A 21,073-nucleotide genomic window follows, 5' to 3' on the forward strand; every position below is an offset into this window, starting at 1 on the left:
AGCGAAGCTCGTTGAGCTCGGCTCTGAAAGCTATCCTCTATTAAATCGTATAGGATATAGGATTGTATTGGACGAAGCATCGTGTTAGCCAGTGATCCTGTCAAGAGGCAAAATGCAGGTCATGAACTCAAGCAATGCCCGAGAAGTCGACCCCGCTGGCGGACGCATCCAGCGATCCAACAGCCTGGTGGAGGACGTTTACGAAGCGATCTTCGCGCAACTCATGTCGCTGAAGATCGCGCCTGGCTCACGGATCACCGTCGACAGCCTGGTCAAGGAGCTCGATGTATCCCACACGCCAATCCGTGAAGCGCTTGGCCGCCTCGAAGGCGAAGGCCTTGTGCTGAAGACACATTTGATCGGCTACCGCGCCGCGCCGCAGATAACCAAGCGCCGATTTGACGAACTCTATGAGCTTCGCCTGCTGCTCGAGCCGCATGGGGCGGCCAAGGCAGCCGCATTGATGGATGAGACGAAACTTGCGGTGCTTCGGGAGTCCGCAGGGGGCATGGCGCGCCGCGAAGGCAAGGATGAGCGCCTGCGTTACTCCAATTTTGCGCGGCGGGACGCCATTTTCCACGACAGGATCATGGAATTTGCCAACAATGACCTCGTGCGCGAGACTCTCGCATTCCAGCATACGCACTTCCACATCTTCCGCCTGATGTTCCATTCGCGCGTCACCGAGGAAGCGCTCGACGAGCATGAGGCCATTCTGGCCGCCTTCGCTGCCTCCGATCCCGCCGCGGCGGAACAGGCGATGCGCCGCCATATCGAGCATTCTCGTGATCGTTTGTTGCTGGCGTTCGATTGAGACTGTCACGATGTCCGTCACCGTCCACATCGAGAGCGGCGCCGCCAAGCTGGATGCACCGCTGACCACGCAGGCAAGCGCCCGGGAATACCAGGTCCCGGATCCCATTTTCTGAGACCCGCGCCGCCGGGCGAGTGCAACGCCCGCCTGACTTCCATCCACAAAACGAGGAAACCGACCATGCCAGGCAAGAAAATACTAATGTTGACCGGTGAGTTTACCGAAGAATACGAGATCTTCGTCTATCAGCAGGCGATGGAGGCCGTCGGTCACATCGTCCACGTTGTCTGTCCCGACAAGAACGCTGGAGACCTGATCAAGACGTCGCTTCACGATTTCGAAGGCGACCAAACCTACACCGAGAAACCCGGCCACTATGCTTTGATCAACAAGACCTTTTCGGAGGCGGAAAGACAGCTCGACCAGTACCATGCCGTGTATTGCGCCGGTGGTCGTGGCCCCGAGTACATCCGCACGGATAAGCGCGTGCAGGCGATAGTCCGCCATTTCCACGAAAACAAGAAGCCGATCTTTACGATCTGCCATGGCGTGCAGATCCTGATCGCGGTCGACGGCGTCGTGCGTGGCAAGAAAGTAGGTGCGCTGGCTGCCTGCGAGCCGGAAGTGACCCTCGCCGGTGGAACCTATATCGACCTGTCCCCGACCGAGGCCTATGTGGACGGAACGATGGTCTCGGCAAAGGGTTGGACCGCACTTGCCGCGTTCATCCGCGAGTGCCTGAAGGTGCTGGGAACGGAAATCCGTCACGCGTAGTTAGCGATGTTCCGACGCATTCCGGACGGAATGCGTCGCTTCGCTGCGCAATCCCTTCGACGGCTCATGCCCGCGTCCATTCTCGTTGATGACGTCACCCGCGAGTGCCTGGCGCTCATGGTGGTTGGTAGCGCGGGAACTCGACGCATTTGTTGAGACACGAGGTTGGCCGCCGATGATCGTCTCCGACGACGGCCTGAACGGCCGCCTCCGCCAGAGCTTTCTTTTTCCCCTGGCAGGGCGACGCGCAGTGATCCAATTGGTGCGCGGCTGTGTGTCGTGACGTCCGTCAGCCCAAACCTCGAACATCAATCATTGCCTTGATCAGGCCCGACTTCTGGTGGGCCCAGGCCGCGATGTCGCGCGGGCTGTCGCGCAGTGTGGTGCGGTGGGTCACGAGTTGGTCGACCGGTATCTTGCCTGCGCGGATCGACGCGATGACGTGCTCGAAATCGGCGCGCGTCGCGTTGCGGCTGCCGATCAGCATCATTTCCCGCTTGTGGAATTCAGGGTCGGAGAACGCGATATCGTCCTTGACGACGCTGACCATGACCATGACACCGCCATGGGCGACATAGGCGAATGCCGCTTTCAAGGATTCGCTGTTTCCCGTCGCGTCATAAACGACGTCAAAGCCTGCCCCTGCGGTTAGTTCTGATATCTTTTCGTAAATCAGCCCTTTCGATCCGTCGATAACCAAGAACCCGAGTTGCCGCGTGGCAAAGGCCAGCCGTTCGGCGCTCACGTCCATGATGGTGACCTGCTGTTTCGCGATTCGTGCGAAAAGCGCTGCCCCAAGACCTATCGGCCCGGCGCCGATAACCAATGCGCGCGCCCCTCCGATTGCCATCGATCTGCGAACGGCGTGAGCACCTATTGCGAGAAACTCGACCGTCGCGGCTTCGACCAACGACAGGCCTCCGGCGGGCAGCAGGTTTGCCACGGGAACCAGGATCTGCTCGCTCATCGCCCCGTCGCGATGCACGCCGAGCACCTGGATCGAAACACAGCAGTTGGGTTTCCCCTTGCGGCAGGCGACACATTTTCCGCACGACAGATAGGGATTGATGACGATGTCCTGTCCGACCGCAACAGTGGCAGGTCCGTTGATCTCGACAACGGTGCCCGAAACCTCATGGCCCATGACGCGAGGATAGGCGAGAAACGGGTGCTTGCCTTCGAAGATGTGATAGTCGGTACCGCAGATGCCGACATGGGCGACGTCGATCAGTGCCCATCCTTCCGGCGGACTGCCAGGCGCCGGCCGGTTGGCGAACTCAAGCTCTCCCGGAGCGACGCATCTAACGGTTTTCATGACGGCGTTCATGTAAGGCGCTGTCGCTCCTGCGATGTGTTGGTTGTAGAACTGAACCGGCCTGGCGGGTGGCGCCGCCGGGCCGGTTCATGTGTCACTCGAAGTCCGTGACGTTGGCCGCAGTAACAAGGCCGGCGCCGGTGTCGACGTTGGCTTCAACCTTTTCGCCCTTGATCGCCTTGACGACCGTGTCGATTCCGAGTTCGCCCATCTTGGCGGGGAACTGCGCGACGGTCGCATCCTCGACGCCGGACTTGATCGCTTCGAGTTCGCCGCAGCAGGCGTCAAAGCCGACGAGAATGAACGCGTCGTTAGCGATGCCGGCATTGCTTATCGCCTGGGCCGCACCAGCGGCCGGCGGACCGCATGCCGAATAGATCGCCTTCAGGTCCGGATTGGCGGTCAGTATGTCCTCGGCGACCGAGGTCCCGAGTTCTTGCGTGCAGCTGGTGGCGCCCTTACCGACCACCTCGACCTTCACGCCGCCGAGGCCCTCCAGCATGCCTTTGACGCGGTCGTCGAGTGCCGGCACCCCGGGAACGCCTTCGAGGATGCCGATCTTGTCGCCATCCTTCAGCACCGTCTTGAGGTACTCGCCGGCGATCTTTCCGCCGTTGAGGTTGTTGGTCGAGACGAGCGCCGTCTGACCTTTCCAATCTGGAATGCTGTTGTCGATCAGCACCACTTTGATGCCTGCGGCGACCGCCTTGTCGAGCGCTGGCGCGACGGTCGGATCCACGGGCGTGATGGCGATGCCCTGGACCCCTTGAGTAACCATCGACTCGATCAGGGCGATCTGGCCCTCGATGTCGGTGGCCGATTGCCCCTGGCCCACGATCAGGTCGACACCGTTGTCGGCCGCGTATTTCTTGGCGGCCTCCTCCATGGTCGAGAAGAACGGAACGGGGAACTTAGTGATCAATGCGACCTTTACCTTGTCGGCCGCAAAAGAGGGCAACGCGAGCGCGATCGCGATCGCCAAGCCACCCAGCAGTCTCAGTTTCAGTTTCATTGCATCCTCCCTTGGTACTGACCCGCCCTCCGGTGGAGAACTTCGGGCCATTGCGGACAGAAGCCGTCCGCAATGCTTTCAGGCTCAGGCTCCGACGATCATCGAGACCAGATCCTGCTTTTTGCTGCTGTTCGGTATGAGCTCGCCCACTTTCCTGCCCAGCCGCAGCACCATGGCGCGGTCGGCGAGTTCGACGACGTGTTCCATGTTATGGGTGATAAGGATCACGGCATTGCCGTGATCGCGGAGCGTCGAGACAAGATTGAGCACCTGTCGCGACTCTCGGAGACCGAGTGCAGCCGTTGGCTCATCGAGGATGACGACCTTGCGCGCGAAGACGGTCGAGCGCGCAACCGCGATCGCCTGACGCTGGCCGCCTGACATCTTGGCCACCACGACATCCAGCTTCGGCAGCGTCACCTTGAGCCGGCTGATGACCTGCCTGGCCTCCGCGTCCATGCTGCGCTTCTTCAAGAAGCGAAGCCCGCGCGGCAGCCATGCCGGACCGGAGATCTCGCGGCCGGCAAAGAAGTTCTGCGCCGGCGTTAGGTTGTCGAAGAGAGCAAGGTCCTGGTAAACCGTCTCGATGCCGGCGAACCGGGCATCGGCGGGTGATCGGATTTCCGTTTCGAGGCCGTCCAGTTGGATTGAGCCCGAATCCAGATGGTGCAGCCCGCTGATGCATTTGATGAGCGTCGACTTGCCGGCGCCGTTGTCGCCGAGAAGCGCCAGTATCTCGCCACGCCGCACCTCGAGATCAACACCGTCGAGTGCCAGCACGGAACCGAAGCGCTTCGTGGCGCCGCGCACCGACAATACGGGCTTGGCAGTTGCGGCTTCGGCCGGCGCTGCCGCGGCACTCATTGCGCCCGCCCCGCCTGCGCCACGCGCACGCGGCCTTCGAGATAGTTGCGCAGCACGTCGCTCTCGACCGCGACCACGATGATGACGCCTATGACGATGAGCTGGTAGAAGATGTCGACGTTGAGCAGGTTGAGTGCGTTGCGGATGACGCCGATCATTATGGCGCCGATAACCGCGTGTCCGAGGTGGCCGCGCCCGCCGAGGAAGCTCGCGCCGCCGATGATGACAGCGGCGATGGTGTCGAGTTCCAGCAGATTGCCGAACAGCGGCGACCCGGCGTCAGTCCGGCCGGCGAGGATGACCGCGCCGATGCCGGCGCAGGTGCCCGAGATCACGTAGGCCGACACCAGCACCCAGTTGACGGGAATGCCCATCGCGACCGCGGCCTCAGGCCGGCCGCCGACGGCGTAGATCCAGCGCCCCCACACCATCGTTCTCGTCAGCACAAGGAGCAGGAGCCCGACGCCGGTGACAACGAAGACCGAGCCGGGCAGGCCCCAGAAGGCAGGGCGTCCGAGCACCCGGATCGCTTCCGGCATGCCCGGAATGGCGCGGCCGTCGGCGAGCTGCAGTGCGATGCCTTTGCAGATGCTAAGCGTCGCCAGCGTGATGATGAATGGATGCGGCAGCCGCCCGAAGACGTAGAAGAGCCCGTTCACCGCGCCGACGAGCGCACCGGATACGATCATCGCGATGATGACCGCGGTCGCGGGACCACCAGCCTGAACCAACAGCGCGCCCACGACAGAAGCGAGCGCAAGGTTCGATCCGACGGATAGGTCAATACCGCGCGTCAGGATGACGAGATGCTGGCCCATGGCCACGACGGTGATGACCGCCGTCTGCGCAAGGATGTTGCTCACGTTGCGCGGCGTGAGAAAGACCGGAGACAGAAAACTCAGAACGATGACCAGAGCGATCAGGATAAGCACCGGGCCAATCCCAAGCAGCTTCAATCCGATGTCGAGACCGGAATACGATCCGGGCCCGACGTTCCGTGACGACACGGGCACCTTCATACCTACTCCAGCGTCGGACAAATTCATTCCCCCGCCGAACCCGAAGGTTTCGGCACCACAGCAAGCTTCCTGTCCTTGCTTTGTATCGATAAAAGACAACGTCGAATGCGTTTGCGTCAAGTTGTTTTTTATGCATAAAAGTCTTCTGAAAAAGACATCGCCGGGTCACCGCTATGAAACCGGATACCGTCTACAAGCGTGCGCTCAACGCAACATTGCAACTGCTCGGCAACGGCGAGTTTGCTGCCGGACTACCGTCGGAGAATCAGCTGCGAGGCCAGATCGACGTCAGCCGCACCACGGTACGCAAGGTGCTGCGCGAACTCACGAGGCGTGGCATCGTCGTTCAGGAGGACGGCGCTAAGTTTCCCGGCCGCCCGGTCGGCAAGGACGATCTTTATAGCGGACCGGAAACAACCTCGCGCAATGAGCATGTCGAACAGCAGTTCATGGAATGGATGCTGCGCGGCGGCATCAAGCCAGGCACACTTATCAACGAGCTGGAACTTGCCCGGCTGTTCGGTGTGGCGACCAACGGCATTCGGGAATTTCTGATCCGATTTAGCCGTTTCGGCCTCGTCGAGAAGAAAAGGAATTCAGGCTGGCTCTTCGAGGGTTTTACGGAGGACTTTGCGCTGGAGTTGTTCGAGATCCGCGTGATGTTTGAGCTGCGATCCGCGCGCCTCTTTGCTGGGTTGCCGCGGGAATCGCCCTTGTGGGCGCGCCTCGAAGCGCTGAAGCACCAGCATATCGACCTGTTGGACAAAATCGAGGTGCGCTACCACGACTTTTCAAGCCTCGACAACCGCTTCCACCGGCTAGTCAACGAAAGCTCGCCAAACCGGTTCATCGACGACTTTTCCGATCTCATCACCCTCATCTTCCACTACCACTACCAGTGGAACAAGGCGGACGAGAAGGAGCGCAACAAGGCCGCTATCATGGAACACCTGGCCTACATAGAAGCGCTCCAGTCCAGAAACCGTCGCAGCATCGAATCGGCATGCCGAAAGCACTTGCGATCAGCTCGCAACACCCTCTTGCGCTCGTTGGCGAAGTGATTGTGCATTTGAGGTAAACGCACCGCCTGCGGTAGTGGCGCTGAGGACCGGGCCTCGATCGCAGCCGTGCCGGCGGGAGGGTTCGACGCCAGCTGATCGACTGGCCGACAGGCTGCCGGACTGCTCGGGCAGACCGTGCTGCGGCTCGACACGATCGGCTTGCCCCTCGCCAAAATCCGGTCCCGCTTTTGCTGTTCCTAGACTTCCACGTTTTCGGATATGATGGGACCGGCCGGGCATGCACGCGCTCCGGTCGGGAGGCAATTCTTGAGGAACCTAGGCAACCCGCACAGGGCCACCGACGGCGTTCCGATCACAGGGCGCGGTCTGATTGCGGCCGCCGTTTCGGGTGCGGCAACTCTATTCGCCCCCGTTGCCCTCGGCGCCGAAGAAGAGAGTTTCAAAATCGGCCTGACGCCGGTCTTCCTCTCGAACGATCTCGAATTGCTTGGCCATCTGCGCAGCTACCTGGGCGCCAGGATCGGAGGACAGGTCGAGCTCGTCACGCGCCGCACGTATCAGGAAATCACGGCGCTGCTGGTTTCCGGGCAGGTTCAGTCGGCGTGGATCTGCGGCTATCCCTACGTGCAGTTCAAGGCCGATCTCGACCTCGTCGCAACCCCGGTCTGGCACGGCAAGCCGCTCTACCAGTCGTACCTGATCGCTAAGGCGGGTCGTAAAGCGGATGACTGGGCCGGATTGAAGGGCGACGTCCATGCGTTCTCGGATCCGGATTCGAATTCGGGTTTTCTGGTGACGCGGGCGCTGCTTGCGGAGAACCGCCAGCTTCCCGGCAATTTCTTCTCGCGGAGCTTTTTCACCTACGGGCACCGAAACGTCATCAGGGCCGTCGCCTCGGGCCTCGCTCAGTCGGGCAGCGTGGACGGCTACGTCTACGAGGTCATGCGTGAGACCGAGCCGGATTTGGTGAAGCAGACCAGGATCGTTCGCAAATCGGAATGGCTGGGCTTCCGCCAATAGCGTCGCCGAAGGCCTTCTCCAACGATCGACGCGTCAAGGCACTGCAGCAGGGCTTGATTTCCATGAAGGATGATACCATGATCGGCTACGAGAAGGGGCTGATCTGGGGCAATGACAACTACCGCACCAACGGCGCGCTGGTGAACATAGCGCTGGCGACGGGAAATATAGGCCGCGAGGGCGGCGGCGTGGTGCGCCTCGGCGGACACCAGGAAGGCTATGTGCGGCCCTCCGACGCGCATGTCGGGCGGCCCGCTGCCTATGTTGACAACCTTCTTATTTGTTCTAGCCGCATTTCTGCGACGCCAAGTGATTCCCCTTGGCTGCAAATGCTCTAATTCTCCTCCACGAACACCTCTTCGCGCTTCTTCTTGACCGCAGGCAGGAAGACGACGACGAGCACGGCGAGCGCGATGAAAAGCAGGCCGGCGCTGATCGGTCTCGTCACGAAGGTGCTCGGGTCGCCGCGCGCCAGGATCATGGCGCGGCGCAGGTTTTCCTCGAGCAGCGGGCCGAGCACGAAGCCGAGCAGCAGCGGCGCGGGCTCGCAGCGCAGCTTGGTCAGGAGGTAGCCGAGGAAGCCGAAGAAGGCGACGGCGTAGAGGTCGTAGATGTTGGTGTTGACGCTGTAGACGCCGATCGAGCAGAACGCCATGATGATCGGAAAGAGCACGTAGTAGGGGATCGTCAGGAGTTTCACCCAAAGCCCGATCAGCGGCAGGTTCAAGACGATCAACATCAGATTGCCGATCCACATCGAGGCGATGATGCCCCAAAACAGCGCCGGCTGTTCGATCGCGACATTGGGGCCGGGCACGATGCCCTGGATGATCATCGCGCCGATCATCAGTGCCATGACCGGGTTGGCCGGAATGCCGAGCGTCAGCATCGGGATGAAGGAGGTCTGCGCGCCGGCATTGTTGGCCGATTCCGGTCCTGCGACGCCTTCAATGGCGCCCTTGCCGAATTCCCCCGGGTTCTTCGACACGCGCTTTTCGACCGTATAGGAGGCGAAGGCTGCGAGGATCGCGCCGCCTCCCGGCAGGATGCCGAGCGCCGAACCGATGATCGTTCCGCGCACGATGGGCGCCGCCATGCGCCGAAAGTCCTCGCGGGTCGGCATCAGGCCGGAGACCCTTCGGATCATCACGGAGCGCTCGTGCTCGTTTTCGAGGTTGCGCAGTATCTCGGCGACGCCGAAGACGCCGACCGCCACCGCGACGAAATTCAGCCCGTCGGCATATTCGCGGATGCCGAGCGTGAAGCGAGGCGTGCCAGTGTAGATGTCGGTGCCGACAAGGCCGAGCAGCAGGCCGAGCACGACCATCGCCAGCGCCTTGACAATTGAGCCGTGGGCGAGCGCGACGGACGAGACGAGGCCGACGACCATCAGTGAAAAATACTCTGCGGCGCCGAATTGCAGCGCGATCGCCGTCAGCGGCGGGGCAAAGATGGCGACGAGGAAGGTCGACACCGTGCCGGCGAAGAACGAGCCTATTGCTGCGATCGCGAGTGCCGCCCCGGCGCGGCCATTCTTGGCCATCTGGTAGCCGTCGATCGCGGTGACGGCGGAGGAGGATTCGCCGGGCATGTTGATGAGGATGGCGGTGGTCGAGCCGCCATATTGCGCACCGTAATAAATGCCGGCGAGCATGATCAGTGAGGAGACCGGGTCGCCGATCTGGAAGGTGATCGGCAACAGCATGGCGATGGTAGCGGTGGCGCCGATGCCGGGCAGGACGCCGATCAGCGTGCCGAGAAGGACACCGATCAGACAGAACAGCAGGTTCCAGAGCGTCGTTGCCGTCGAAAAGCCGAGCGCGAGGTTGTCGAGGAGTTCCATGTTCATGTTCTCACAACGGCAGCCAGGGGCCGAAGCGCCGGAACGGCAGGCCGAGCGCATAGCTGAAGACGAGGAACGCAAACAGCGTCAGGCCGGCGGAAAGCAAGAGCGCGGTCACTGGCTTCATACGGCCGCTGGCAAAGGATGCGATCAGCGCTGTCAGGAAGATCGAGGGGATGAAGCCAAGGCCGCGCACAGTCAGGCCGAAGAAGATCGGGGCGGGGAGGATGAACAGCATGCCGCGCCAGGCTATATGGCCGATCGGCTCGCTCTCGAAGCGCACCGCCTGGACGAGGATGATGGCGCCGAGCAGGATGAGCACGATGGCCAGGACCAGCGGGAAATAGCCCGGTCCCATGCGGAAGGCGGTGCCGATCTCGAGGCCGAGCGACTGCAGCGCGAAAAATCCGCCGAGAAAGATGAACAGCGCCGCGCATATGCCGTTGGCCGTGTCGATTGCGAAAGGTTTCATGATGCTCCTCCCAGGCCCGCGCCGCGGGCGCGCCGATGCCGAAGCCGGCGTGAAAAACGGGGCGCCGGTGGCGCCCCGTTTTTGAAAGCCTCAGTCGGCGTACTGGCCGGCGGCTTCGATGATCGGCTTCCAGCGCGCGATCTCGCCTTCCAGCTTGGCCTTCAGCGCGGCCGGCGTCGCATCTGCGTCAGACGACGGCTTGGTGCCGAGTTCGGCGAAACGGGCGACGACGTTCTGGTCCTTCAGCGCGACCTGAAGCGATTTCGACAGGCGCTCGGTGACCTCGGCCGGCGTGCCCTTAGGCGCGTAGAGGCCGTGCCAGATGCCGACCTGCACCTCCGGGAGGCCGGCTTCCGTCGTCGTCGGCAGGTCGGGCAACACGTCGAGGCGCTCAGGTGAGGTGACGGCGTAGGCCTTCACCGTGCCGCCCTGGATCTGCTTGGTAGTGTTGGTCGTCTGGTCGCACATGATGTCGACCTGGCCGCCGAGCAGGTCGGTCATGGCCGGGCCGGTGCCCTTGTAAGGCACGGTGACCAGCGGCGTGCCGATGGCGCTCATGAACAGCATGCCGCACAGATGCGAGGCAGCGCCCAGGCCGGCGTTGGCGACCGTCACGGTATCCTTATTGGCCTTGGCGTAGTCGACCAGGCCCTTCAGATCGGTCGGCTCGAGGTCCTTGCGCGCGAGAATCGTCATCGGCACCTCGGTAACGAGGCCGACATATTCGAAAGCGTTGAGGGTGTCGTAAGGCAGGTTGCGGTAGAGCGTGGCGCTGGTCGCCATGCCGATATGATAGAGGAGCAGCGTATAGCCGTCCGGCTCGGCGCTCGCGACGCGGCCAGCGCCCAGCGTGCCGCCGGCGCCGCCGACATTCTCGACGATGACCTGCTGGCCGAGATCCTTCGACATGGCTTCCGCGACGAGGCGCGTGACCGTGTCGGTCGGGCCGCCGGCCGAAAACGGCACCACGACGGTGATGGTGCGTTCGGGATAGGTCTGCGCGCCCGCGGCGAATGGATAAAGCGTGATGGCCGCGGCGGCAGCCAGAACGGCGACAAATTTTCTCATCGTGATTTCCTCCCGGGATAAGAATTCCCACCGCTGCACGGAGTCCTCTCAGCACCGCTGTGGATGGAGCAACAACTAGTGCAAGCTAGCAGATTGCAATCGGACTCAAACCGTAAACTGCGATTATGCGCAACCGTCCGCGCAAAATAGGTGGAAAGGTGACATCGAGCCGAAGGGCATTCGCCGAGTTCCTGGCGACGCTCGGATATCTCCATTCACTCTTCCTAAACGAAACGGACCGTTCCGTTTAGGAAGAAACCCTGTGATTTTTCTGACCTGGGCCGCATGCGACCGGCTGCACTCACTTCACGCTGGCCCACGGTAGCTAGACGGTTCACGCGCAGTGTCGATACCTGCTAGGCGTGGGGTGGAAGTGGAGATCCGCTCGCCTGTGCCCGTAACCAGTCCGAGGCGCGGTAGTATCGCAACATGGCGGTGGGAGCGAACGACATGAAGAAGGGCGCTCGCCGGAGCGGTTCGAGCTTCAGCGACAGGTCTTTTTCGGGGACCCCCTTCGCCCATTCGCCGAGTACGCCGCCGAGCATGCTTCCGGTCGGCACGCCACGACCGGACAGGCCAGTCAGCGCGACGACGCCGGGCGCGAGCTCATAGAACCGCGGGATGGTTCGCTTCTGCATGTCCAGTTCACCGAACCAGAAATACTCCCATCTCAAGTCGCTGCTGATCTGCGGATGGAGCCAACGCAGGCGGTCGGACATGAGGCGGTGTGTGAACGCCATGTCCCGTCCGCGCCGACCCATCGGGAACATCGAGGCGACAATCCGGCCTTCGGCGTTGTACTTGTAGACGAAGATGTCGCCGCGGCCATCATGCATGGTGGTGTTGCGTGGCAGGACGGTTTGGCGTTCCGCGGCGGTCAGCGGCTGCGTCGCGGCGACGAACACCTTCTGGATCTTGTAGGTCCGGTCAAGGCCGGGCCAACCGTCAACAGTGTAGGCGCCTGTCGCAAAGATGACCTTGTCCGCAACCACAACCCCTTCGCCCGCGCGTACGGCCCAGGCGCCGTCCTGCCGCACGACATCGCGGACGGGCGATTTGGTATGGATCGTGCCGCCCTCCTCGATGACGGCGCGCGCCAGCCCTCTCGCGTAACTCAACGGATTGAGATGGCCAGCCTCGGAATGAAACCAGCCGCCATAATATCGCGGGCTGCCGGTCATCTCCTCGCTAGCCTGTCTGTCCAGCACCCGCGTCTCGGCGCCGACTGCATTGTACTGCTGCGCCTTAGCCTCGAGCTTGGCGACGGCGCCTGGCGTAAGCGCGCCCATGACGTAGCCGTTCTGCTGCCATTCGCAGTCGATGCCGTAACGCTCGATCATCCCCGCGACTTGCCTGTTGGCCCCTGTCTGCCGGGCGATCAGCCTTTCGGCCCACGGTTCGCCCAGCATGGCACGCAGTTCGGACAGGCTGTAGTGCGTGAAGGTTGGCGTACAGTGGCCGGCATTGCGTCCCGAGCCGCCGAAGCCGATCTCCTGCGCTTCGAGAAGAACGACGCTTATGCCGTCGCGAGCAAGATCGATCGCCGTCGTCAATCCGGTATAGCCACCGCCGACGACGCAGACGTCCGCCCTTGTGCGTCCTTGCAGCGCGCCGGTTTTTGGCGGCGGCTTCGCGGTCGCGTACCAGAGTGAGACGTCAAACGGCGAGAACCTTGCCATGCCGGCCGGCCTCAAAGCATGTCGCTTCGCGCGTCGAGCGCATCGCGCAGCCCGTCGCCAATGAAGTTGAAACTGGTGACCGCCAGGGTGATCGCGGCGCCAGGAACGATCGCCAGCCACGGCGCGCTATCGAGATATTGCTGGGCGCCGTTGAGCATGTTTCCCCAACTCGGCAGCGGCGGCTGGATGCCATAGCCAAGGAAGCTGACATAGGCTTCGAGGAGGATGGCGCGTGCGACGGTAAGCGTGGCCGCGACGATGATCGGGCCGATCGCATTGGGCAGAAGCTCGCGAAACATGATGTGGCTGTTGCTCAAGCCCAGCATCCGGGCGGCGACCACGAAGTCGCGTTCGCGCAGGGAGCGCACTTCCGCCTCGACGATGCGTGCAATTTCCATCCAGCTCGTCGCCGCAATGATCAGGGTGATCATGATCGGGCTTGGCTTGATGAACGCAGCCATCGCCAGCAGCAGGAAGATGTTGGGAAAGGACAGCATCGCATCGACGAAACGCATCAGCACCGTGCCGATGCGGCCGCCGAAGTACCCGGCGGCAATCCCGAGCACGGTTCCGAAGACTGTGCTGAGGAGCATTGCGGCGAAACCGACCAGCAGCGAAATGCGGCCAGCCATGAGCAGGCGCGCCGCGATGTCGCGCCCGAGCGGATCGGTGCCGAAGAAATGGTAGCCGGTGAACGGTGGGGAGAAGCGGCCACGCAGGTCGATGTAAAGGTCGTCGAAGGGCAGGAGAAAGGGTCCGATGACGCAGGCGAGGACCAGTATGATGATCATGACCAGGCCGAACATCGCCAGTCGATGGCGGGCAAATCGGCGCACGGTGCGGCTGCGCCACCAGGGTTGCGTGGAGCGGGCGGAGACGAGTAATTCCGATTGGCTCATTTTTTCGCTCCTCAGCTCAATCGAATGCGCGGATCGACGAATGCGACGGTGAGGTCGGCGGCCAGATTGCCGACGAGGACGAGAACCGCGGACATCATCAGCAGGCCCATCACCACGGGGTAGTCGCTGTAGCCGAGACTGTCGAGGAACAGCCGTCCCATGCCGGGCCAGGTGAAGACGGTTTCCGTCACCAGGGCGCCACCCAGTATCGTCGGCAGCTGCAGCCCCAGCAGCGTGATCATCGGAAGCAGAGCGTTTCCGAGGATGTGACGGAACAACACACGCCGGGGCCTCAGTCCCTTGGCCCGGGCAGTGCGGACGAAATCCTGATTGATGACGTCGAGCGTCGCGGTCCGCATGTAGCGGCTCCACACGGCGATATTGACCAGCGCGAGAACGATGCTCGGCATGATGAGATGGATCGCATAGTCACCGAGCGAGCCGTCGCCGATCGTGTACATGTTGCCTGCCGGCAGCCATCTGAGCCGGAGCGAGAAAATGTAGATCGCGATCAACCCGAACCAGAAGGTCGGGATCGACAACGCCACCATCGCGCCGACCGTCGCCGCGTAGTCGAAGATCGAGTACCGTTTGAGCGCACCCAGTACACCTACGCAGGTGCCGACGAAGATGGCGGTCGAGGTCGATACGCCCATCAGCAGCAGTGTCGCCAGAAGGTGCTCCCAGATGATCTCGAGCACGGGCCTGCCGTCCCGGAAGGAACGTCCCCAGTCACCGCGAAGCAGGTGCCCCAGCCAGTCGAGGTACTGGACGGGAAGAGGTCGATTAAGACCCATTTGCGTGGCGATCCGGTCAAGATCGGCCTGCGTCATTCCTGGCGTGAGAGTGAACTGCGAGAGCGGTCCGCCAGGAGCGAGGTTCAGGACGGCAAAGCCAATCACCGAAACCAGCAGGAGCAGGACAAGACTTTGCCAAAAGCGGCCCAGCAGATAGCGAAACATGCCGGCTGTCTCCGTTTTGCTGTGCGTCGGATACGGTTGCGCAAGAGGCGCTTTATCGACGATTGAGGCCGAGCCGGTGATTGCCGGCCCGGCCTATTTCCGGAGCTATGACCAGTACCAGGTGGCCACATCCCAGGAATCGATGCGCACATTGATGTTCGGGATGACGCCGTCGACACCGGACTTGTGTCCGCGGACCGTCGCATATTGGAACATCGGCAGGAATGGCAGGTCGTTGCGCACGGTCTCCTGGATTTTCAGGTAGGCTTGCTTGCGCTTTTCCGGCTCGAATTCGACACCGCCGGATTCGAGCAGCTTGTCCACCTCGGGGCTGGCATACTGCCAGGTATTCTGGCCGGCGCCACCCTTGGCCGGAATTGATTTCGAACTGAGGTAATCCGACGTATCGGGGTCGGACCCTGTCAGGAAGTTGATGCCGACGACAACGGAATCGAACTGCGACTTCACCCAGTAGTCTCCCCACATGACCGCAGGCGGCAGGTTGGAGATCTCCACTTCGACACCGACGTCGCGATACGATTGCTGAATGAACTGCTGCGCCTGTTCGCGGATATGGTTGCCCGCCGTGGTCGAGTTCTTGAACGAGAGGCGGACACCATCCTTGACGCGAATACCGTCGCTGCCAGGGACCCAGCCGGCGTCGTCGAGCAACTTCTTTGCCTTGTCCAGATCGTATTCCTGCTTCGGCAGATCCGGATTGTAGTAGAAGGATTGCTGCGGCATGTAGGTTTCGGTCGGGGTCGGCAGTCCGTAGTAGAGGGCGTCGATGATCGTCTGCTTGTCCAGCGCATAGTACAGCGCCTGGCGAACGGCGAGTTCCTTGAACTGTGGGCGCTCCATGTTGAAGCTGAGCGATTCGACCGTGGCGGCGGGAATGACGGCAACGGACGTCCCGCTCAATGCCTTGGCTTCCTCATAGTGGTCGGCCGTGATCCACTGCAGCCCGATGACGTCGATGTCGCCAGTCTTGAACTGGGTGTAGAGAACCGTCAGGTCCGGAATGTATTTGTAGATCAGCCGCTCGAGATAAGGGCCGTCGCCGAAGTAGTCGGTGTTGGCGGCCAGCTCGATATGGTCGCCGGCCGTGCGTTCCACCCATTTGAACGGTCCCGTTCCGATGGGAGCATTGTTGAACGGCGCGGTATTCTTGTCCTCCGCCGCACCGAGCACATGTTTCGGAACGATGAAGGTAGCCGCCAGGATCGATGGATAGGGTGCGTAAGGCTCCTTCATCTTCCAGCTGATCTCGGTTGGCGAGACGACGGTCAGATCCTGGACAAGTTCGTGGCCGGCGCGCCGCCAGCTCAGAAATTTCGGGTCGACCAGGAGTTCGAGCGTGAACTTGACGTCCTCGGCCGTGAACGGCTTTCCGTCATGCCACTTGACGTCATCGCGCAGCTTTACGCGCCATTCGAGCCCGTCGGCCGAGATGCCGCCGTTTTCGACGGTCGGCACCTCCTTGGCGAGTGCGGGGAAAAAATTACCTTTCGGGTCGACGCCAAACAGCGGATCGAAGACGCTGAAGTGAATGCCCTCGTCGACCTCGATATGCACCAGGTGCGGATTGAAGACGGTGGGTTCTTGAGAAAAGCCGACGATCACCTGCCCCTTGGGCGCGCTCGGCGGTGTCGCGGCAAGTGCTTTGCCGGTAGCTGTCAGGTTGGGCATGGCGAGGCCGGCGGCGCCGGCGATCGCCATCCCAAGCGTCTGGCGACGCGTCGGCCGAAAGATTGTGCTGCTGCTCTGGTTCGACATTTGGAGTCTCCTTTTGAAGTGTTCCACTTTGCTGCAACCCGCCCTCTTGTCGGAGCGGTTAGAATCCACTGATTGGCGCGACCTTCGACCCGTCCGAAAATCGCGACCATCTGAAGTCCGTCGGATCGACGATCGGCGGCCGCCCGATGACGATGTCCGCCATCAGCCTGCCCGCCGCCGGACCGATGCCGAAGCCATGGCCCGAGAATCCGGTCGCGACATGAAAGCCGGGGACGGCATCGACGGCGGAAATGACGGGGACGGCGTCGGGCGTGACGTCGATATAGCCGGCCCAGCGCTGCGCGATCTCTGCCTTGTCCAGAACCGGAAATGCCTTGCGGGCGTTCGAAAGGACACGCTCGGAGCTTTTCTTCGACGGCTTGGGATCGAGCACGCGGCAGTATTCGAAGGGACTGGCCTCATCCATTGCCCAACGGGTCGGCATCCTCGCCTCTTCGAGGAAACGGCCGCCCAGCCGGAAATTCAGCGATCGCCATTCCATCTTCCAGGCCGGAAGGAAATCGCGCGCGTAGCGAAAGGAGTTCGGCACGATATCGACGACGTTGGTCATGCTGGAGGCTATGGTATAGCCACCGTCCTGGCGCTTGCGCATGGCGAAATTGTTTGCCCACACGGCCTGTTCCGGTCCGTTCTCGACCGGCGTCGTGCGAAGGACCGTGTTCATGACCTTCAACTGCGGCAGGTCAAGGTCAAGCGCTCCGCAAAACAGGTTCGACCATGCGCCTCCGGCAAGGACGACCGCCTTGCAGGCAATGAAACCGCGTTCGGTGACGACGCCCGAGACGGCGCCGTTGGTCGTCTCCACGCCGCGCACCGCGCATTCGGTCAATATGGCGGCGCCGCGCTCGCGCGCGGCTTCGGCAATCGCCGGCGCTGCCTTCTGCGGTTCCGCGCGGCCGTCAGCGGGCGTGTACAGCGCTCCTTTGACATCGAGATTGGAACCGGGGAGGAGATCACGCAATTCTCCCGCACCGATCATTCGCGACTCGAGCTGATAGCCTTCGAGATGACGTCCCCAGCTTGCGTGCTGTTCGTATTCCTTGTCATTCGCGCAGGTGAATACAATTCCGGCTCGGGCATAGCCGGTATCTCGGCCCGTTCGTTCCGAGAGCCTCGTCCAGATGCGCAGTGCTTCCGCCATCAGCGGGACCTCGCGCGGATCCCGACGGGAGATTCGTACCCAGCCCCAGTTGCGGCTGGACTGCTCCTGGCCGATTCCGCCCTTTTCACACAAAGCTACGCGCAAGCCGCTTTCGGCGAGTTCCAGCGCCGTCGAGGCGCCGACGATGCCGCCGCCAATGACGACGCAGTCCACCTCCTTTGGCAGTTCAGTATCTCCGTGAACAGGAACGACGAACGGTCCGGGCATCCTCAGTAAAGCTCCTCGAGCTGGCAATTGATGAAAAATTCGGCGACGCTCGCGTTGTTGGGCAGATCGAGGAGCATCCCGATGGTCCGTGCGAGATCATCGGGATCGGTCATCAGCGCATCGGGGCGATCGGTGATGCTGCGCGCCATGTCGGTGGCGACGAAACCGGGGCAGACGGCCGTGGCTCGAATTCCAAGATCCCATCCCGCCTGTCTGATACCGTGGGAAAGGGCGACGGCAGCAAACTTGGAGATCGAATAGGAGCCTGATGTCGCGGACTTGACCCGCTTGCCCGACAGCGAGGCGAGAATGATCACACGGCCTGCTCGACTTGCCGCAAGCGCTTCCCACGACGCGCGCACCAGACGGCGCGGAGCCTTCACGTTGATATCGAACATGAGATCGAGATCCGTGTCGTCGGCGTCGATGACCGACTTCGCAATCATGGTGCCGGCACAGGCAATGACTGCGTCGATCCGGCCGAAGCCATCGATGGTGCCGTCGACCCATCCCCGTTCGGCGCCGGCGGCCGCGGCCTCATAGGGGAATACGCGGACGCGCTCGCTGTCGGCCCAGTCGGGCTGCACCGGTTCGCGCATCCCGAGCGACAGCGACCAGCCCGTTTCATATAAGTGCCGGGCGCAAGCCGCGCCGATGCCGCGATTGGCGCCGGACAGGAGCGCCACCCGCCGGGTGGCCTGCACTGCGCCCACTGTCGCCGGCTCACTCATTGCCGAGACCCACGGTGCGACGATAGACGCGCCGCAATATGTCGAGCAGACGCTTCTGGTCTTCCTCGGGCACACCGGCGAAGAAATCGCTGGATTGCTTGGTGGCGATCTTGCGCACCTTGCGGGCGAGGCCCGCCCCCTTTTTGGTGATATGAAGCCCCTGTGCCCGTCCGTCGTCCGCTGCGGCCTCACGCGTCAGAAGATCGTGCTCGATCATCTGATCGACCAGCCTGCCCATGGCGGAACGATCGCGCATAATGAGCTGCGCGATGACCGAGGGCCGTATCCCTGGGTGGCTGTCGACAAGAAGCAGTGTGGTGATCTTGCCGGTTCCCCGAGCCACGTCGAGACCCTCCAGGCGGTCATCGAGATCACGAGAAAGGGCGATATTGATGCTTCGGATATAGAAGCTCAGTGTGTCTTCGAGGACATCGAGCCCTACCGTCTCGACGGTATGAAGAGGGCCTTTCTTCTTCTTCGGCAACGGACACTCTCCTGAGGCTTCACTGGCAGCCTGCGTCGAGATCACCGGCAGCCTCGAAAATGGGGTTGCCGCGAGCCTTCAAAGACATAGTCGATCGAGTAGTGGACAATTGCAACTACTTTTGGTGGACAAAAGCAACTATTTTGCCCGCAGGAAGGTCCGAGGGTGCGCGTGCAGTTTGATCGAGACACGGCCTTGGCCGCGCCTCTATCGGCACTGTGATGGATCGCGGGACTTTCCCGATCTCCGCCTAGAATTACAGTTGCATATCTAGGCGGCGGGGACCCATTCCTTGCCGGGAATGGCAGAGATGAGTTGCCTTGTATAGGCGTGACGTGGCGATCGGAATATCTGCCAGGGCGGACCGGATTCCACGACTTCGCCGCGGTTCATGACCAGAATCTCGTCGCAGATACGGCTTGCCACTCTCAGGTCGTGCGTGATGAAGATCATGGCTATCTTCATTTCCTCCTGGATATTGGCCAGCAGGTCGAGGATCTGCGCCTGGATCGAGACGTCGAGGGCGGAGACCGCTTCGTCGGCGACCAGGACCTCGGCGTCCATCATCAGAGCGCGCGCGATGCCGATCCGCTGGCGTTGGCCGCCTGAAAATTCATGCGGAAACCGGTCGTAGGCGCCCTCGTCGAGCCCGACCAGCCGAAGCAGCTTCAACGCCTTCACGCGCGCTTCGCGAGCGGGCAGGCCGTGCGCCATCGGGCCGACGGTGAGGATCTTGGCGACGGTCTGCCGCGGATTGAGCGAGGCGAAAGGATCCTGGAAAATCATCTGAATGTGCGGTCGCATCGGCCGGAATTCGGAATCAGAAAGTGCCGCGATGTCCTTGCCGTCGAACAGAATGCTGCCGCCGTCGCTATCCAGCAGCTTCAGGAGGACGCGGCCGAGGGACGATTTTCCCGAGCCGGACTCTCCGACGATCCCAAGTGTCCGGCCCCGGCGGACCTCGAAGCTGACCTGCTTGACCGCGTGCACGATGCGAGACCGCGAGAAGAAGCCGATGCCTGGCCGGTAGGTCTTGTCGAGCTTCTGTACCTCCAGCACAATCGGGGCATCGCCGCGCGACTTTGTCTCATTCTCGATCATATGTGGAACGGCGGCGATCAGTCGCCTGGTGTAGGGGTGGCTTGGATTGCCGAGCACGTCGGAAACGACGCCTTGTTCGACCATTGCGCCTTTCTCCATGACGATGACGCGATCGGCGATTTCCGCGACGACGCCAAAATCGTGCGTGATGAACATGACGCTCATGTTCTTTTCGCGCTGCAGCCGCCGGATCAACGCAAGGATCTGTGCCTGGGTGGTGACGTCGAGAGCCGTCGTCGGCTCGTCGGCGATCAGCAGATCAGGCCCGAGCGCGAGCGCCATGGCGATCATGACGCGCTGGCGCTGCCCGCCGGAGAGTTGGAACGGATACTGGTGGCGCAGAACCTCGGGCTCCGGCAGGCCGACTTCGCCGAGCAGATCGACAACCGCCTTCGTGCGGGTCGCTGAAGTGCCTGCGTGGTGTGCTTCCATAACCTCCGCAACCTGCTGGCCGACGGTCATCAGCGGATTGAGCGCCGAAAGCGGATCCTGGAAGACGATGGAGACCGAACGGCCCCTGAGACCGCGCAGAACATCTTCCCGTGCGCTGGCCAGATCGTGGCCCTTGAACCGGATACTTCCCTGCGTGATCCGCACCGAAGATGGCAGCAGACCCATGATCGCATTTGCGGTGACCGACTTGCCGGAGCCGGATTCGCCGACGATGCACAGCATCTCACCCTTCTTCATGTCGAAGGATATGTTTTCGACCGCGTTCTCACGCTCCATGTTCCTGGGCAGGCGTATAGTCAGATTTCGAACAGACAGAACTGCTTCCTCGATCGGATCGCCCGTAGTCGTTTCGCTCGGCAGCATTGCTTGGCCTTT

Annotated in this window: 19 protein-coding genes and 1 pseudogene; 5 read left to right on the forward strand and 15 right to left on the reverse strand. The window is 62.0% G+C overall.

Annotated features, from left to right (window positions below; translation table 11 throughout):
* Positions 1-112 precede the first annotated feature (112 nt).
* A complete protein-coding gene (locus tag AC0NID_RS15565; RefSeq protein WP_473453880.1) occupies positions 113-814 on the forward strand; it encodes a GntR family transcriptional regulator in 702 nt (233 codons plus the stop codon).
* 180 nt (positions 815-994) lie between these two features.
* Positions 995-1,588: a DJ-1/PfpI family protein gene (locus AC0NID_RS15570; protein ID WP_473453879.1), complete on the forward strand. Its 594-nt coding sequence runs from the start codon at positions 995-997 to the stop codon at positions 1,586-1,588.
* A 289-nt stretch (positions 1,589-1,877) separates the two neighbouring features.
* Here AC0NID_RS15570 and AC0NID_RS15575 read toward each other — a convergent pair whose 3' ends face one another.
* The 4 genes from AC0NID_RS15575 to AC0NID_RS15590 form a co-directional block, all read right to left on the reverse strand.
* Positions 1,878-2,903, reverse strand: coding sequence for a zinc-binding alcohol dehydrogenase family protein (locus AC0NID_RS15575; RefSeq protein WP_473453877.1), 1,026 nt, complete (start codon positions 2,901-2,903; stop codon positions 1,878-1,880).
* A 94-nt stretch (positions 2,904-2,997) separates the two neighbouring features.
* Complete coding sequence (locus tag AC0NID_RS15580; protein WP_473453875.1) at positions 2,998-3,915, reverse strand: sugar ABC transporter substrate-binding protein; 918 nt, start codon at positions 3,913-3,915, stop codon at positions 2,998-3,000.
* 84 nt (positions 3,916-3,999) lie between these two features.
* Complete coding sequence (locus AC0NID_RS15585) at positions 4,000-4,779, reverse strand: ATP-binding cassette domain-containing protein (protein ID WP_473453873.1); 780 nt, start codon at positions 4,777-4,779, stop codon at positions 4,000-4,002.
* Positions 4,776-5,786 (reverse strand): ABC transporter permease, encoded by a 1,011-nt coding sequence (locus AC0NID_RS15590; RefSeq protein ID WP_474033449.1) that lies wholly within the window; start codon positions 5,784-5,786, stop codon positions 4,776-4,778. Before AC0NID_RS15590 ends, AC0NID_RS15585 begins: the two co-directional genes overlap by 4 nt.
* Before the next feature lie 185 nt (positions 5,787-5,971).
* On the opposite strand from AC0NID_RS15590, the gene AC0NID_RS15595 reads away from it, so the two are divergent.
* The 3 genes and pseudogenes from AC0NID_RS15595 to AC0NID_RS15605 form a co-directional block, all read left to right on the forward strand.
* Entirely contained in the window at positions 5,972-6,859 is an 888-nt protein-coding gene (locus AC0NID_RS15595; protein WP_473453869.1) for a GntR family transcriptional regulator, read from the forward strand.
* Between the two features lie 267 nt (positions 6,860-7,126).
* The gene (locus tag AC0NID_RS15600) at positions 7,127-7,840 is read left to right on the forward strand and encodes a PhnD/SsuA/transferrin family substrate-binding protein (RefSeq protein WP_473453868.1); all 714 of its coding nucleotides are present in this window, start codon (positions 7,127-7,129) and stop codon (positions 7,838-7,840) included.
* A 74-nt stretch (positions 7,841-7,914) separates the two neighbouring features.
* Positions 7,915-8,121 (forward strand): annotated as a pseudogene (locus AC0NID_RS15605) (hypothetical protein); the annotation flags it as partial.
* 53 nt (positions 8,122-8,174) lie between these two features.
* Here AC0NID_RS15605 and AC0NID_RS15610 read toward each other — a convergent pair.
* The 11 genes from AC0NID_RS15610 to AC0NID_RS15660 all read right to left on the reverse strand — a co-directional run bounded on the left by AC0NID_RS15610 (position 8,175) and on the right by AC0NID_RS15660 (position 21,061).
* Positions 8,175-9,683: a tripartite tricarboxylate transporter permease gene (locus AC0NID_RS15610; protein WP_473453866.1), complete on the reverse strand. Its 1,509-nt coding sequence runs from the start codon at positions 9,681-9,683 to the stop codon at positions 8,175-8,177.
* Positions 9,684-9,693: 10 nt separating this feature from the next.
* Positions 9,694-10,155, reverse strand: coding sequence for a tripartite tricarboxylate transporter TctB family protein (locus tag AC0NID_RS15615; protein ID WP_473453864.1), 462 nt, complete (start codon positions 10,153-10,155; stop codon positions 9,694-9,696).
* Positions 10,156-10,245: 90 nt separating this feature from the next.
* Positions 10,246-11,223: a tripartite tricarboxylate transporter substrate-binding protein gene (locus AC0NID_RS15620; protein ID WP_473453862.1), complete on the reverse strand. Its 978-nt coding sequence runs from the start codon at positions 11,221-11,223 to the stop codon at positions 10,246-10,248.
* Between the two features lie 356 nt (positions 11,224-11,579).
* Positions 11,580-12,902: an NAD(P)/FAD-dependent oxidoreductase gene (locus AC0NID_RS15625; protein WP_473453860.1), complete on the reverse strand. Its 1,323-nt coding sequence runs from the start codon at positions 12,900-12,902 to the stop codon at positions 11,580-11,582.
* A gap of 11 nt (positions 12,903-12,913) precedes the next feature.
* Positions 12,914-13,801, reverse strand: a complete 888-nt coding sequence (locus AC0NID_RS15630; RefSeq protein WP_473453858.1) for an ABC transporter permease — start codon at positions 13,799-13,801, stop codon at positions 12,914-12,916.
* Positions 13,802-13,812: 11 nt separating this feature from the next.
* Positions 13,813-14,763, reverse strand: coding sequence for an ABC transporter permease (locus tag AC0NID_RS15635; protein ID WP_473453856.1), 951 nt, complete (start codon positions 14,761-14,763; stop codon positions 13,813-13,815).
* Between the two features lie 105 nt (positions 14,764-14,868).
* On the reverse strand, positions 14,869-16,452 hold the full coding sequence (locus tag AC0NID_RS15640) for a peptide ABC transporter substrate-binding protein (RefSeq protein WP_473454044.1): 1,584 nt from the start codon (positions 16,450-16,452) through the stop codon (positions 14,869-14,871).
* Between the two features lie 145 nt (positions 16,453-16,597).
* Positions 16,598-17,929 carry an NAD(P)/FAD-dependent oxidoreductase gene (locus AC0NID_RS15645; RefSeq protein ID WP_473453854.1) on the reverse strand — a complete coding sequence of 444 codons (1,332 nt, stop codon included), beginning with the start codon at positions 17,927-17,929 and terminating at the stop codon, positions 16,598-16,600.
* A gap of 2 nt (positions 17,930-17,931) precedes the next feature.
* Positions 17,932-18,660 (reverse strand): SDR family NAD(P)-dependent oxidoreductase, encoded by a 729-nt coding sequence (locus tag AC0NID_RS15650; protein WP_473453852.1) that lies wholly within the window; start codon positions 18,658-18,660, stop codon positions 17,932-17,934.
* The gene (locus AC0NID_RS15655) at positions 18,653-19,144 is read right to left on the reverse strand and encodes a MarR family winged helix-turn-helix transcriptional regulator (protein WP_473453850.1); all 492 of its coding nucleotides are present in this window, start codon (positions 19,142-19,144) and stop codon (positions 18,653-18,655) included. The genes AC0NID_RS15650 and AC0NID_RS15655 overlap by 8 nt, the downstream gene beginning before the upstream one ends.
* 270 nt (positions 19,145-19,414) lie before the next feature.
* On the reverse strand, positions 19,415-21,061 hold the full coding sequence (locus AC0NID_RS15660; protein ID WP_473453848.1) for an ABC transporter ATP-binding protein: 1,647 nt from the start codon (positions 21,059-21,061) through the stop codon (positions 19,415-19,417).
* Positions 21,062-21,073: the final 12 nt, after the last annotated feature.

Source organism: Mesorhizobium sp. WSM4821 (assembly GCF_055901555.1).

What these genes read in the sequence shown, in the direction of transcription:
- AC0NID_RS15565 (WP_473453880.1), top strand. Translation starts at nt 113, where the DNA reads ATGCAGGTCATGAACTCAAGCAATGCCCGAGAAGTCGACCCCGCTGGC.
- AC0NID_RS15570 (WP_473453879.1), top strand. Translation starts at nt 995, where the DNA reads ATGCCAGGCAAGAAAATACTAATGTTGACCGGTGAGTTTACCGAAGAA.
- AC0NID_RS15575 (WP_473453877.1), bottom strand. Translation starts at nt 2,903, where the DNA reads ATGAAAACCGTTAGATGCGTCGCTCCGGGAGAGCTTGAGTTCGCCAAC.
- AC0NID_RS15580 (WP_473453875.1), bottom strand. Translation starts at nt 3,915, where the DNA reads ATGAAACTGAAACTGAGACTGCTGGGTGGCTTGGCGATCGCGATCGCG.
- AC0NID_RS15585 (WP_473453873.1), bottom strand. Translation starts at nt 4,779, where the DNA reads ATGAGTGCCGCGGCAGCGCCGGCCGAAGCCGCAACTGCCAAGCCCGTA.
- AC0NID_RS15595 (WP_473453869.1), top strand. Translation starts at nt 5,972, where the DNA reads ATGAAACCGGATACCGTCTACAAGCGTGCGCTCAACGCAACATTGCAA.
- AC0NID_RS15610 (WP_473453866.1), bottom strand. Translation starts at nt 9,683, where the DNA reads ATGGAACTCCTCGACAACCTCGCGCTCGGCTTTTCGACGGCAACGACG.
- AC0NID_RS15615 (WP_473453864.1), bottom strand. Translation starts at nt 10,155, where the DNA reads ATGAAACCTTTCGCAATCGACACGGCCAACGGCATATGCGCGGCGCTG.
- AC0NID_RS15620 (WP_473453862.1), bottom strand. Translation starts at nt 11,223, where the DNA reads ATGAGAAAATTTGTCGCCGTTCTGGCTGCCGCCGCGGCCATCACGCTT.
- AC0NID_RS15625 (WP_473453860.1), bottom strand. Translation starts at nt 12,902, where the DNA reads ATGGCAAGGTTCTCGCCGTTTGACGTCTCACTCTGGTACGCGACCGCG.
- AC0NID_RS15630 (WP_473453858.1), bottom strand. Translation starts at nt 13,801, where the DNA reads ATGAGCCAATCGGAATTACTCGTCTCCGCCCGCTCCACGCAACCCTGG.
- AC0NID_RS15635 (WP_473453856.1), bottom strand. Translation starts at nt 14,763, where the DNA reads ATGTTTCGCTATCTGCTGGGCCGCTTTTGGCAAAGTCTTGTCCTGCTC.
- AC0NID_RS15640 (WP_473454044.1), bottom strand. Translation starts at nt 16,452, where the DNA reads ATGCCCAACCTGACAGCTACCGGCAAAGCACTTGCCGCGACACCGCCG.
- AC0NID_RS15645 (WP_473453854.1), bottom strand. Translation starts at nt 17,929, where the DNA reads ATGCCCGGACCGTTCGTCGTTCCTGTTCACGGAGATACTGAACTGCCA.
- AC0NID_RS15650 (WP_473453852.1), bottom strand. Translation starts at nt 18,660, where the DNA reads ATGAGTGAGCCGGCGACAGTGGGCGCAGTGCAGGCCACCCGGCGGGTG.
- AC0NID_RS15660 (WP_473453848.1), bottom strand. Translation starts at nt 21,061, where the DNA reads ATGCTGCCGAGCGAAACGACTACGGGCGATCCGATCGAGGAAGCAGTT.